Here is a 13,660-nt window from a genome sequence, read left to right as displayed (position 1 = left end):
TATTTATGTTTGTTGCTATTTTTAGCATTATTTTAATTATTATAGACCAATTCACAAAATTCTTAGCTGCTTCTTACTTAGCTAATGAAGATTCTGTTGTATTAATAGATAATTTTTTAAGACTTTATTACATAGAAAATAGAGGAGCAGCCTTTGGAATTCTTCAAGGATTTAGGTTTTTATTTGCAGTTATAACTGTAGCAGTTCTAATTATATTAATCGTATTTTTAATTAAAAATTATAATAAAGTTCCTTTTATATACCTACTAAGCTTCAGTTTATTAATTGGAGGGACAATTGGTAATTTTATTGACAGAGTAAGGCTTCACTATGTTATAGATTTTATTAGTATGAGATTTTTTGGATATGATTTTGCCATTTTTAATTTTGCTGATGTATTCATAGTTGTGGGAACAATTTTGATCTCCATAGGAATACTACTTCATGATAACAAAAGGTGATTTATGTACAAAAACAATTTCAATGTAGATAAGGAGTCAGTAGGACTAAGGCTAGATAAGTTTTTAGAAGAAAATCTTGAAATTAATAGGTCACAAATTAAAAAGAATATTGTAGACGGAAATATTTTATTGAATAATAATAAAGTTAAAGCTGGTTATAACTTAAAATTAGATGATGAGATAACTGTAGAATATGAAGATGATTTTAGTTTGTCCCCTGAAAAAATTGATTTTGATGTTTTATATGAAGATGATTACCTTGCTGTAATATCAAAACCACAAGAGCTGGTTGTTCATCCAGGAGCTGGAAATAAAAGTGGAACTTTAGTCAATGGCCTTTTGTATAAATTTAAAGAACTATCAAACCCTATAGATAATGATAGACCAGGGATAGTCCACAGGTTAGATAAGGATACATCTGGTCTAATGCTTATTGCAAAAAAAGATGAAGCCTATTACAAATTAGTTGAAATGTTTAAAAATAGACAAATATATAAGCACTATCTTGCAATTTGTCATGGAAATATATATGAAGATTTTGATGTTAAGGCCCCTATTGGGAGAGATCCTAATAATAGGATTAAGATGAGAGTAATTGATGAAAATTCTAAGGAAGCATACACAAGTTTTAAGGTTTTGAAAAACTTTGATAAGTATACTCTTTTAGATGTTCACCTTCACACAGGAAGAACTCACCAAATTAGGGTCCACTTAGCCTATGTAAATCACCCAGTAGTTGGTGATGAAGTCTATGGCATAAAAAATAAGTTTAAAATAAGTAAACAGCTTTTACATGCATATAAACTTAAATTCAATCACCCAATAAGTGGAGAAGAATTAGAAATAATAGATAAGTTCCCAGTAAGATTTGAAGATTTTATAAATAAATTTAGTTAGGAGATATATAATGAAAGACTACGATGTAATAATAGTAGGAGCAGGTGCTTCTGGTGTATTTGCTTCCTATGAATTTAAAAAAATGAACTCAGACTTAAGAGTTCTAGTTATAGATAAGGGAAATTCAATTTACAGAAGGCAGTGCCCTATAAAAACTGGAAAAGTTGAGACTTGTATCTCCTGCGAACCTTGCAACATAATGAATGGTTATGGTGGAGCAGGTACTTTATCTGATGGAAAATATAACATAACTACAAATTTTGGCGGACAAATGCATGAATTTCTTGGAAAAGAAGATTCCATAGAGCTCATGGAATATGTTGATAAAGTTCTTTGTGAATTTGATGGAGGAGAGTCTAAATTATATGAGACAAAATCTTCTAATTTAAAAACTCTTGCACTAAAGCATGACTTACATCTTCTTGATGCAAAGGTAAGACATTTTGGGACAGATAGAAATCTTAAAATTCTTGAAAAAATATATGAATGGACAATGGATAAAGTTGAAATGATTTTTAACACAACTATTGTTGATGTTGAAAAGAAAGATAAGTTTATTCTTACAAGCAACAAGGGTGAAAGCTATTCCTGTGATAAATTAGTTCTTGCTTCAGGAAGAAGTGGATCTAAATGGATTTCTGAAATTTGTAAAAAATTTAATATTAATTTATTTTCTAACCAAGTTGATATTGGTGTTAGGGTGGAGCTACCAGCAGAGGTATTTAAACATATAACAGATGCTGTCTATGAATCAAAAATAGTATATCAAACGAAAATGTACAATGATTTAGTAAGGACATTCTGCATGAATCCTTATGGACAAGTTGTAGCTGAAAATACTAATGGGATAATTACAGTTAATGGTCACTCTTATGCAGACCCAAAACTTCAATCAGAAAACACTAACTTTGCCCTTCTTGTTAGCAATAAATTTACGGAACCTTTTAAGGATTCTAATGAATATGGCGAATCAATTGCCAAGTTATCTAATATGCTAGGTGGAGGAGTTCTTCTTCAAAGATTTGGTGATTTGGTAAAGGGTAGAAGATCTGATGAGAGAAGAATGCAAAAGTGTTTTACAGAGCCAACTCTTAAGGCTACACCAGGAGACTTATCTTTAGTAATTCCTAAGAGGCAACTGGATTCTATCATCGAGATGATTTATGCTCTTGATAAAATTGCACCTGGTACTGCAAACGATGATACACTTTTATATGGAGTGGAAGTCAAATTCTATAACTCAAGGGTAGAAACAGACAACAATTTTGAAACTTCAGTTGATGGATTATTTGTTGTAGGTGATGGTGGAGGTGCAACTCATTCACTTTCACAAGCATCTGCATGCGGGGTTTACGTTGCTAGATATCTAAATAATATATTATCTTAAGAGTATGCTTATGCATACTCTTTTCTTGATAAAGTGGCTATTTTTCAGTTATAATATAAAGATATGAAATGAGGATGTATTATGGAAAATAAAGAATTAATAAATGACATAAATAACAATGTAAATGAATATATAAGAAATATAAAGGAAAGCGTAGATGAGAAGAGAGCACTTGTTATAACTCATGGATGTCAAATGAACGAACACGATTCAGAGAAAATAACTTGGCTTCTTGAAAAAATGGGCTATAGCTTTGTCAATGAAATTGATGAAGCTGATTTTATTATTTTAAACACTTGCTCAGTTAGACACTCTGCTGAAGATAAGGTTTATGGTCAACTTGGAAATTTAAAAAACTTAAAATCAAAAAAGAAAAATATTAAAATTGCAGTTTGTGGATGCATGATGCAAAGGGATGAATCTAGGAATTATGTTATAGAAAAATTTCCAAATGTAGATATAATTTTTGGAACAAATAATATTTGGAAATTACCTGAACTTTTAACTGCATCATATAATGGGACAAAACTTGCAATGGATATTGAAGAAAATGCCCTTAGTATTGATGATAAGCTTGGAGCTAATAGACTTTATAACTTTAAGTCCTACGTTAATATTATGTACGGTTGTAATAACTTCTGCTCTTATTGTATAGTTCCTTATACAAGAGGCCGAGAAACTAGCAGGAGACCAGGTGAAATCATAAGAGAAATAGAAGATTTAGCAAGGCATGGAACAAAAGAAGTTACATTACTAGGACAGAATGTAAATTCCTATGGAAAAACACTTGATGAGAAATTTTCATTTGCTAATCTTTTAGAAGAAATTAACGATATAAAAGGTATTGAGAGAATTAGGTTTATGACATCGCACCCTAAGGATATTTCAGATGAACTTATTTATTCTTTTAAAAACCTTGATAAACTCTGTAATTTTCTGCACCTGCCTGTTCAAGCTGGCTCATCAAGGGTTCTTAAGATGATGAATAGAAAGTACACTAGGGAAGATTATCTTAGAAAAATTGATAAAGTTAAAAGTCTTAATCCAAATATAGCACTTTCAACAGATATTATGGTAGGTTTTCCAGGAGAGAGTGAGGAAGATTTTCTTGATACTTTAGATTTAGTGAAAAAGGTTGAATATGATACAGCTTTTACCTTTATTTATTCTGTTAGAGAAAATACTCCAGCTGCTAATAGGACTGACCAAGTTCCTGACAAGGTAAAACATGATAGATTTGAAAGACTACTTGATGTTCTTTATCCAATTCAAGAAAGAAAGAACAAGGCATTCATTGGTAAAGATGTAGATGTTCTTGTAGAAGATATTTCTAAGAAAAATGAAAGCAAGGTAAGTGGAAGAACTGATGAATTTAAATTAGTTAATTTCAAAGGCGATAAAAATGATGTTGGAAATATTGTAAAAGTTAGAATAAAAGATGCAAATAGTTTTTCTCTAGTAGGTGAGAAGATTGAATCGTGAAAAATTAACTCCAATGATGCAGCAATATCTTGCTGTTAAGGATGAAAACCCAGACTCCATTCTATTTTTTAGACTTGGGGACTTTTATGAAATGTTTTTTGATGATGCCCTATTAGCGTCAAGAGAACTTGAAATAACTCTTACTAGAAGAGATGCTGGATTAGAGGAAAAAGCTCCTATGTGTGGTGTTCCCTATCACGTAGCCTCTTCTTATATCTCAAAGTTAATAGACAAGGGTTATAAGGTTGCAATTTGTGATCAAGTTGAAGATCCAAAGCTAGCAAAGGGCATAGTAAAAAGAGAAGTTACGCAAATTATTACTCCAGGAACCTTTACGGATACAGAATATTTAAAGAGTGATTTAAATAATTATCTCCTATCTATTTATATTCAAGGATATTCTTTAAATCTAACTTATTCTGACTATTCCACAGGAGAAATTTATTTTACGAATAAGAATTTCTTATCTAAGACAGAGTTATTTAGATTTCTTCAAGATCAAGTAGATAGAATAAGTCCCAATGAAATTCTAATTAATGAAGATGCCTTAGCTACTTTTAAAAAGGAAACTAAAAAGAACAATGTTTTTTTAAACCCTTATGTTGCTGAAAATCTAAAAGACAGTAATATATTCAAGGATTTTGGTAATTACTTTAGTGATAACTTTAAAAACAACTTAAAAGACTTTCTATCTGACAACAAGATAGTTGATTATACATCGTTAAAAAAGATTTTGCAGTATTTAGTTGTAACTCAAAAGATCAACTTAAAACACATAAATAATATTTCTTATTACAATAATTATGATTTTTTACTTTTGGATGAAAGTTCAAAAAGAACACTTGAAGTAGTTAAGGGCTTAAATACCTTTACTAAAAAGGGATCCCTATTAGATGTATTAGATAAGTGTAGCACCTCTATGGGTTCAAGAAAATTAAAGAAATGGGTGGAAAGTCCACTAGTTGATTTAAATAAAATAGAGGAAAGGCAAAATATTATAGAATCTTTTACAAGAGATTTATTGTTGCAAGATAAAATCGAAAAGATTTTAAGAGAAGTTTATGATATAGAAAGACTTGTAGTAAAGATATCAAATGGAAGCATAAACCCTAGGGAGCTATACTCTCTTAAGTCTACAATTGAAAATGCAAATAAAATAAAAGCAATTTTAGAAAATCAAGGTAATAATTATTTAAAATTACTTTCTAAAGAATTTATTGACCTATCTGATGTTTACGATGAAATCGATAAAGTTTTAATAGAGAACCCACCAGTTGTAATCGAAGAAAATAGGATTATTAAAGAGGGATATTCTCTTGAACTAGATGATCTCTTTAAAATTGCGACAGAAGGCAAAAATTGGTTACTTGATTTCGAAGAAAAGGAAAGAAACAGGACTGGAATTAAAAAATTAAAGGTTAAACATAACAAAATTTTAGGATATTTTATTGAAGTTACAAAGTCCTTCCTAGATCAAGTGCCAGAGGATTACATTAGAAAGCAAACTTTAGTGGGTTCAGAAAGGTTCTTTTCCATGGAATTAAAGGATATGGAAGGGAAATTACTTGGATCCAAAGAAAGAGCTCTGTCTATGCAGGCTGAAATTTATAATAATTTAAAAGACTTTATAGGTAAAGAAATTTATAGAATACAAATTCTTGCAGATAAACTTTCAAAGCTCGATTCACTTTTATCCCTTGCTAAGGTTTCAAACTTAAATAATTATGTAAGACCAAAGTTTAATAATGAAGGATTTATTGAAATAAAAAAAGGAAGGCACCCAATAGTTGAGTCTTATATGAAGGATGACTTCTTTGTGCCAAATGACACCTATATAGACACTAAGAACAACATGATTCATATAATTACTGGTCCCAACATGGCAGGTAAGTCAACTTATATGAGGCAGGTTGCTCTTATTACTATAATGGCACATATTGGTTGCTTTGTGCCTTGTGACTCTTGTAACATTTCACTTGTAGACAGAATTTTTACAAGAATAGGTGCTAGTGATAACTTGGCTATGGGTCAATCAACTTTTATGGTTGAGATGCAAGAGGTTGCCGATATAATACAAAATGCATCTTCTAAGTCACTTTTAATATTGGATGAAGTTGGAAGAGGTACCAGCACCTTTGATGGACTTGCAATAGCAAATGCAATAATAGAATATATCGCAGAAAATATTAAGGCAAAAACACTTTTTGCTACACATTACCATGAATTAGTCCATCTTGAAGATAAATACGATTCTGTTGAAAATCTAACCATAGCAGTAGATAGGCAAGAAGATGATATTATCTTTTTAAGAAAAATAATTAAGGGATTTACAAATAATTCTTATGGAATTGATGTAGCAAAACTTGCAGGCATTGATGATAGGATTATTAATAGGGCCAAGGATGTTTTAGCTCTTATTGAGAAAGAAAATGAAGGACTAAATATTGACCTTAATAAGGAATATATAAGAGAAGAAAAAACTAGCCCAGAGGTTGAAAATTTTATAAATAAATTGAGGGAGATAAATATACTTGAGATAAGTCCTATGGAGGCCTTTAATTTATTAGATGAAATAGTTAAAAAATCTAAGGAGTTAAGATGATAAGACTTTTAGATGAACAAACAATATCAAAAATTGCAGCAGGAGAAATAATTGAAAACTCTGCTTCTATAGTAAAAGAATTAGTAGAAAACTCCATAGATGCTGGAGCAGATGACATTTTAGTTGAATTAAGAGGGGAAAGTACTAATTATATTAAGGTTTCTGACAATGGATTAGGATTTTCTGAAGAAGACCTTGAGCTAGCCTTTTTACGTCACTCTACATCCAAACTTCAAGTAATTGAAGACCTTGAAAAAATTAGGACTTTGGGATTCCGTGGCGAAGCCCTTGCAAGTATTTCAAATATTTCTAAGATAAAACTAATGACAAAAAGGGAAAATGATTTGGCAGGAAACTCTCTTGCCATAGAGAATGGAAAGATTATAAAGAAGAATAAAGTTGGAATGCCCAAGGGAACAACATTTATTATTAATGATGTTTTTTATAATACACCTGTGAGGAAGAAGTTTCTTAGAAAAGATTCTACAGAAATAAGTAATATAATTGATATTGTTCAAAAAATTGCCCTATCAAATAATAATATTAAATTCACTTTGATAAGGGATGGAAAGACTATTCTCAATACAGGAAATGATAAAAATCCTATTAATAGAGTATTTTCTATCTTGGGTTCAGAAATTGCATCTTCTTTAAATGAAGGAAGTTTTGAATCGGAAAATTATAAAATTAAAGGCTTTTTCTCAGATAATAAGCTTTTTAGGTCTAATAGAGATAGCCAATATATTTTTGTAAATGGAAGATTTATAAGAGATATAAATATTTCAAGAGCTGTAGAAAAAAACTATAATTCTCTGATTCCATTAAACAGGTACCCTGTATTTATTTTATATATTGACATAGATCCTAAATTAATTGACGTTAATATTCATCCAAAGAAAAATGAAATAAAAATTTCAAATGAAAATATTTTAACGGCACTTCTATCTGAAGTTGTTGAAGAAGTTATTTACCCTAACAGGTCTATTAGGGAAATAGAGTTTGAAGAAAAAAAAGAGAATATAAATGTATTTGATATTTTTGATGAAGATGACTCTGAAGAAGCCCTAGATTCTATTGGGACAGTAAATTCAGAAGAAAATAAGAGTCTTAAAAGTCTATGGGATTTAGAAAGAGAAATCGAAGAATCAGAGACTGAAAAGGAACAAGCCCTCAATGAAGAAGCCTTGCTATATAGAGAAGAGTATAAAAATGATTTAGATATTTCTAAAGATCAAGAAGAGCACATAGAAAAAAACTTTTTATTTAATAATGAAGCTAGTCAAATTGATGAAGGACTTTTAAACACAAGAATAAGTGGAGTCCTTTTTAAGACTTATATTTTGTTGGAAAATCAAAGAGATGGCAAGGTTTTTGTAGTTGACCAGCACGCGGCTCACGAAAGAGTTAACTACGAAAAATTTCTAAAAATGTATCTTAATAGTGAGATATCTTCACAAATTTTAATTAAACCAGAAATAATTGAATTAAATCAACTTGAGTACGACAAAATTCTCAATTATATTGATTTGTTTACTAAGTTGGGATTTAAAATTGAAGATTTCGGTGATAGGTCTGTTGTCCTAAGAGAAGTCCCAATGATCTTTGGACTACCAACTTATGTAAATTTTATTAGAGACATAATAGACTCTCTTGATAAAGAAATCTCATCAAATTATGAAGCAGATCTTTATAAAATTATGAGAAAAGCTTGCAAGGCTTCTGTGAAAGCAGGAGATGACTTGTCAGATATCGAAATAGAAGCATTGATAAAAGATTTGAAAAGCTGTGAAAATCCATACACTTGTCCACATGGAAGACCAACAATAGTTGAAGTATCCAAACACACAATTTCAAAATTATTTTTGAGGGAATAAATGGAAAATTTATTAATAATTACTGGACCCACTGGAATAGGAAAAACGGAGCTTTCTTTAAAACTTGCTAAAAAGTATAAAGGAGAAATAATTTCCAGTGACTCCATGCAAATTTATAAAAAACTTGATATAGGTACAGCTAAGGTTGATCTTGAAAATACAGAAATCCCCCATCATATGGTAGATATAATTGATGCTGAGGAAAACTTTTCTGTTGCAGACTTTAAGCAAAGAGCTAAAGAAATTATTAGTGAAATAAATAGTAGGGGAGGATTGCCCCTTGTAGTTGGTGGTACAGGTTTATATATAAATTCCCTTGTTTATAATCTTGACTTCACAGAGACAGAAGCGGACTATGCTTATAGAGAAGAGTTGAACAAAACACTTAAAGAAAAAGGCAGTGAATTTCTTTATAAAAAACTTTATACACTTAATAAGGATATGGCAGAACAAATTCACCCAAATAATGGTCAAAGAATTATTAGAGCCTTAGAAATTTCGAAAGATGGAAATGAAAAAGGGAATAATTTTCGTCAAGAGAATGAAGAATATAATTTAATCTTCATTGGCTTAAATATGGATAGAGAAAGGCTCTATGAAAGAATTAATAATAGGGTAGACAAGATGATAGAACTTGGTCTTGTAGAAGAAGTAAAAAGCTTATTAGATGAAGGTTTAGATAAAAACTCACAATCCCTTAAGGCCATTGGGTATAAGGAAGTTATATCATATCTTGATGGTGAAATAGAATATGATGAAATGATTGAACTTATAAAAAAGAATTCGAGACATTATGCTAAGAGACAATTGACGTGGTTTAGAAGAGATGATCGAATACAATGGTTTGACAGGGAAGCAGATAATTTATTAGAAGAAATTAAAAATTATATCGATAGTAAATTAGACAGAGATTTTAGGAGATAAGATGACAATATACGATAATTTATTTAAAGAAAAATATAATATAGATCCGAAAATAATTGAATTTGTGAATAGAATAGAAGATAAACTTCAAGATAGGTTCAAAGACTTTAGTGACATAGCCCAATATAACCAAGTTAAAATTTTAAAAGCCATGCAAGAAGAAGGACTTAAGGCAACGGATTTCAACTGGACAACAGGATATGGTTATGGAGATATAGGAAGAGATAAGGTTGAATCTATTTATACAAGAATTTTTAATGTAGAAGATAGTCTTGTTAGGTCAAATATTGTATCAGGTACTCATGCTATTACACTTGCAATAAAGGCAATTTTAAAGCCAGGAGACCATTTTCTATCTGTTACTTCAACGCCCTATGATACCTTACAAAAGGTGATAGGATTAAGGGGAGACAGTCCTGATTCTTTAATAAATTCAGGATATGAGTATTCTGAAATTCCTTTAGTGAACAATATGATAGATATAGAAAGCATAAAGAGTTATATTCAAGATAATACTAGTCTAGTTATTATGCAAAGATCAACAGGTTATTCTAATAGACGAGCCTTTACAGTTTCTGAACTTAAGGAAGCTGTGGATGAAGTAAAAAGGATAAATAAGGATATAAAAATTTTTGTAGATAATTGTTATGGAGAATTTACAGAATTAATTGAACCTAGCGAAATTGGAATAGATATAATGGCGGGGTCCTTAATAAAAAATCCAGGAGGAGGACTATGTTATACTGGTGGATATGTTGCTGGTAAAGAGGAGCTTATTGAAAGGGCAGCTAATATTTTGACTGCGCCTGGAATAGGAAAGGACTGTGGACTAACTTTTGGCATGACAAGGCAAATATTACAAGGTCTTTTTATGTCCCCTAAAATTGTTGAAGATGCAATTAGAGGAGCTACATTATTTTCAAGATCCTTTGAAGAATTAGGATTCAGGACAATACCAACAAGCTCCGATCCAAGAAGCGACATTGTAACTGCTATAGAACTAAAAAAGCCTAAAATACTTGAAATATTTTGTAAGTACATTCAGTTTTCTTCTCCAGTTGACTCAGAATTCACGCCAATCCCATGGGACATGCCAGGTTATGACGACCAAGTAATAATGGCTGCAGGAGACTTTATAGAGGGTTCTTCTATAGAATTATCAGCCGATGGACCTATGAGAGAACCTTACTATGTATATTTTCAAGGAGGACTTTCTTATTATCACATTAAGTTCGCCCTAATTAATTTATTAAATGCTCTTTACAAAGAAAAATTAATAAATATTTAATTTTATTATAATTTGTTAATAAGTTTTTAGGTAAGAAAGCAGAAACAAATAAAGTGTAAGAGAATAAGCATAAAGTTTATTCTCTTTTTTAATAAATATTATAGAGTTATAAAATAAAATACTTTTAGATAAAGTATATACGGAGGATTTTAATGAAAAAGAAATTTATTAATGGGAAAATTTATGGCCACAAAGAAGCTACAGAGATTTTAGTTGAAGATGGAAAATTTGTAAAATTTGGTAGTGACTTAGGAGATGCTGATGAAGTAATTGATCTTGATGGCAATCTAGTTATCCCACCTTATGTGGATGCTCATCTTCACCTAGACTACTACATGATAGGAAAGACAGATGAAGTTAAGAATGAGTCAGGTACACTTTTCGAAGCAATAGACCTTTGGAATGATTTTAAAAAGGGATCAACTAAGGAAGAAATGAAGAAAAGAATTCGTAAAGCTGTAGAAGATTGTGTATCCTATGGAACTCAATACATCAGAGCACAAACAGACTGTACTGATCCAAACCTAACAGGTATTAAGGCAGCTTTAGAGGTTCGCGATGAATTAAAAGATAAAGTGACAATCCAAGTTGTAGCCTTCCCTCAAAATGGTATGTATTCTTACAGAGAAGAAGGCAAAACTGGTAGAGACCTAGTTGAAGAAGCTCTTGAATTAGGTTGCGAAGTAGTTGGAGGAATTCCTCACAATGAATGGAGCCGTGAGCTTGGAGAAAAATCAATAAAAGAAATAGTAAACCTAGCAGTTAAACACAATAAATTAATTGATGTACACTGTGACGAAACTGATGACGTAATGGCAAGATTCTTAGAAGTTCTTAATGCTGAAGCCATGATGAAAGGAATTGCAGAAAAAACTACTGCAAGTCACACTTGTTCCTTTGGATCAGTAGATAATTCTTACGCCTTTAGAATGATGGGCCTATTTAGAAAGTCAAAAATAAACTTTGTATCTCTACCAACAGAAAATGCTTTTCTACAAGGACGTCAAGATACTTATCCAAAACGCCGTGGCATAACAAGAGTTCGTGAATTCGTGGATAATGATATTAATGTTTGCTTTGCACAAGACTCAATAGTAGACCTTTGGTATCCAGCAGGAAATGGAAACCTTATGAATATCCTTGATAATGGAATCCACCTTGCACAGCTTATGAGAGAAGAAGATTTTGAAAATAATTTAGATTTAATAACTTATAATGGAGCAAAGTCTCTTTATATTCAAGATGAATATGGATTTGGTGAAGGAAAACCTGCAAACTTTATAGTTCTTGATGCACCAAATGAGTTTGAAGCAATAAGAAATAGGGCAGAATGTTTATCATCAGTGCGTAATGGAGAATTTTTATTTAAAAAAGCAAAAAGAGAATTTGAAGTTCCACTAAGTCTATAAGAGTTTTATTTAATCCCCAGTTTTGGGGATTTTTTTTTAAATAAAAATAACCCTCAACTCCAGATAGGGGATTGGGGGTTATAAAAGTTAATTCATTTTTAGTTGAATCTTCGATACAGTCCAACGATTTTGCCAAGAATTTCGATATTGTCGAAGTAGAGAGGTTCCATTGTATCATTTTCAGGTTGCAATCTAAATCTGTTTTCTTCTTTGTAATAGGTTTTAATTGTTGCTTCGTCTTCAATTAAAGCTAAAACTTTTTCTCCATTTCTTGCACAATTTGATTTTTCAATAATTACATAGTCTCCATCGAAAATACCTACATTGATCATACTTTCACCAGAAACTTTTAAGATAAAGAGTTCCTTATCTGAAACGAAGTCAACAGGTAAAGGCATAGTATCTTCTATGTTTTGGACAGCTAGTATTGGTGCACCAGCAGTTACTCTTCCAAGAACAGGAACATCAACAGTTTTTTTCTTAAGCATTAAGATGTCATCATCTTGCGGAACAATTTCTATAGCTCTAGTCTTTGATGCATCCTTTCTTATATAGTTCGTAGTCTCTAGTTTTTCAAGTGCATAATAAACAGTTGAAGTTGATTTTATATTACAGCCTGCACAAATTTCACGAACAGTAGGTGGATAGGACTTTGATTCGATAAATCTTTTAATAAAAAATAAAATTTCAAGTTCTCTTTGATTTAAGTCTTCGTACATTGGATTACCTCCTATTTTTATTAAATTAATAATATCATATTTGAACAAGCATTTCAAACTCTAGTTTAAAAAACTTGTTCTTTTTAGTTGACAAAAAAGAACATAAGATGTAACATATGTTTAGAACTTTTATTTGATACGACCGTTTGATACAAAAGTTTAAACTAAAGTTGGAACAAAATTTTGAGGTGATAAGATGAAACGTACTATTATTATAAGAAAACAAAAAGTTTTATTATTTTTATTATTAATTTTTATTTTTAATACTGGTCTAATGGTAAAAAATGAATCGGATTTAAACTTACAAGAAAAAGAAATTATTTATGATGTTTACACAGTAAAAAGTGGAGATACAATTTGGACTATTTCTGATAAATATGATTATAAGAATAAAATGAAGTTTGTAATGGACATAGAGAAGGCAAATAGCATTTCATCTTACGATATTAAGCCTGGGTACAAGCTAGCTATTCCTATATACAAAAGTAAATAGATTGAGCTTATATACACGCTTTTCTGTTTGACTTATGCTTTTAAAAGATATACAATTATTTTAAGGCTTGTGCCTTAATAATGAATTTAAAATTTGAAACATGAAAACTAAATAGGAGGTGTGT

Annotated in this window: 11 protein-coding genes; 10 read left to right on the top strand and 1 reads right to left on the bottom strand. The window is 30.7% G+C overall.

The annotated features are described in order from the left end of the window. Positions 1 to 5: 5 nt before the first annotated feature. The 9 genes from lspA (at position 6) to M9426_RS00350 (ending at position 12,324) form a co-directional block, all read left to right on the top strand. Complete coding sequence (lspA, locus tag M9426_RS00390; protein WP_005956556.1) at positions 6 to 461, top strand: signal peptidase II; 456 nt, start codon at positions 6 to 8, stop codon at positions 459 to 461. 3 nt (positions 462 to 464) lie between these two features. Then, complete coding sequence (locus tag M9426_RS00385; RefSeq protein ID WP_250342094.1) at positions 465 to 1,358, top strand: RluA family pseudouridine synthase; 894 nt, start codon at positions 465 to 467, stop codon at positions 1,356 to 1,358. Positions 1,359 to 1,368: 10 nt separating this feature from the next. Then, entirely contained in the window at positions 1,369 to 2,745 is a 1,377-nt protein-coding gene (locus tag M9426_RS00380) for an NAD(P)/FAD-dependent oxidoreductase (protein WP_250342093.1), read from the top strand. 81 nt (positions 2,746 to 2,826) lie between these two features. Further along, positions 2,827 to 4,227, top strand: coding sequence for a tRNA (N6-isopentenyl adenosine(37)-C2)-methylthiotransferase MiaB (gene miaB, locus M9426_RS00375; protein ID WP_005956550.1), 1,401 nt, complete (start codon positions 2,827 to 2,829; stop codon positions 4,225 to 4,227). Further along, a complete protein-coding gene (gene mutS, locus M9426_RS00370) occupies positions 4,208 to 6,829 on the top strand; it encodes a DNA mismatch repair protein MutS (protein WP_435405876.1) in 2,622 nt (873 codons plus the stop codon). The genes miaB and mutS overlap by 20 nt, the downstream gene beginning before the upstream one ends. Beyond that, on the top strand, positions 6,826 to 8,703 hold the full coding sequence (mutL, locus tag M9426_RS00365) for a DNA mismatch repair endonuclease MutL (protein WP_250342091.1): 1,878 nt from the start codon (positions 6,826 to 6,828) through the stop codon (positions 8,701 to 8,703). The genes mutS and mutL overlap by 4 nt, the downstream gene beginning before the upstream one ends. After that, entirely contained in the window at positions 8,704 to 9,627 is a 924-nt protein-coding gene (gene miaA, locus M9426_RS00360) for a tRNA (adenosine(37)-N6)-dimethylallyltransferase MiaA (RefSeq protein ID WP_250342090.1), read from the top strand. A gap of 1 nt (position 9,628) precedes the next feature. Next, the gene (locus M9426_RS00355) at positions 9,629 to 10,915 is read left to right on the top strand and encodes a methionine gamma-lyase family protein (protein WP_250342089.1); all 1,287 of its coding nucleotides are present in this window, start codon (positions 9,629 to 9,631) and stop codon (positions 10,913 to 10,915) included. A gap of 152 nt (positions 10,916 to 11,067) precedes the next feature. Then, a complete protein-coding gene (locus M9426_RS00350) occupies positions 11,068 to 12,324 on the top strand; it encodes an amidohydrolase family protein (protein ID WP_250342088.1) in 1,257 nt (418 codons plus the stop codon). Between the two features lie 98 nt (positions 12,325 to 12,422). On the opposite strand, the gene lexA is transcribed toward M9426_RS00350, so the two are convergent. Beyond that, on the bottom strand, positions 12,423 to 13,043 hold the full coding sequence (gene lexA, locus M9426_RS00345) for a transcriptional repressor LexA (protein ID WP_005956429.1): 621 nt from the start codon (positions 13,041 to 13,043) through the stop codon (positions 12,423 to 12,425). 196 nt (positions 13,044 to 13,239) lie between these two features. Here lexA and M9426_RS00340 point away from each other — a divergent pair, with 196 nt between their 5' ends. Then, positions 13,240 to 13,536: a LysM peptidoglycan-binding domain-containing protein gene (locus M9426_RS00340; protein ID WP_250342087.1), complete on the top strand. Its 297-nt coding sequence runs from the start codon at positions 13,240 to 13,242 to the stop codon at positions 13,534 to 13,536. The last annotated feature ends 124 nt before the right edge of the window (positions 13,537 to 13,660 follow it).

Source organism: Peptoniphilus genitalis, assembly GCF_023614525.1.
In the GTDB taxonomy this organism is placed as follows: domain Bacteria; phylum Bacillota; class Clostridia; order Tissierellales; family Peptoniphilaceae; genus Peptoniphilus_A; species Peptoniphilus_A genitalis.
The sequence above is the reverse complement of the archived record's forward strand: the minus strand, read 5'-3'. Positions and strand labels throughout refer to the sequence as shown.

What these genes read in the sequence shown, in the direction of transcription:
- lspA (WP_005956556.1), top strand. Translation starts at nt 6, where the DNA reads ATGTTTGTTGCTATTTTTAGCATTATTTTAATTATTATAGACCAATTC.
- M9426_RS00385 (WP_250342094.1), top strand. Translation starts at nt 465, where the DNA reads ATGTACAAAAACAATTTCAATGTAGATAAGGAGTCAGTAGGACTAAGG.
- M9426_RS00380 (WP_250342093.1), top strand. Translation starts at nt 1,369, where the DNA reads ATGAAAGACTACGATGTAATAATAGTAGGAGCAGGTGCTTCTGGTGTA.
- miaB (WP_005956550.1), top strand. Translation starts at nt 2,827, where the DNA reads ATGGAAAATAAAGAATTAATAAATGACATAAATAACAATGTAAATGAA.
- mutL (WP_250342091.1), top strand. Translation starts at nt 6,826, where the DNA reads ATGATAAGACTTTTAGATGAACAAACAATATCAAAAATTGCAGCAGGA.
- miaA (WP_250342090.1), top strand. Translation starts at nt 8,704, where the DNA reads ATGGAAAATTTATTAATAATTACTGGACCCACTGGAATAGGAAAAACG.
- M9426_RS00355 (WP_250342089.1), top strand. Translation starts at nt 9,629, where the DNA reads ATGACAATATACGATAATTTATTTAAAGAAAAATATAATATAGATCCG.
- M9426_RS00350 (WP_250342088.1), top strand. Translation starts at nt 11,068, where the DNA reads ATGAAAAAGAAATTTATTAATGGGAAAATTTATGGCCACAAAGAAGCT.
- lexA (WP_005956429.1), bottom strand. Translation starts at nt 13,043, where the DNA reads ATGTACGAAGACTTAAATCAAAGAGAACTTGAAATTTTATTTTTTATT.
- M9426_RS00340 (WP_250342087.1), top strand. Translation starts at nt 13,240, where the DNA reads ATGAAACGTACTATTATTATAAGAAAACAAAAAGTTTTATTATTTTTA.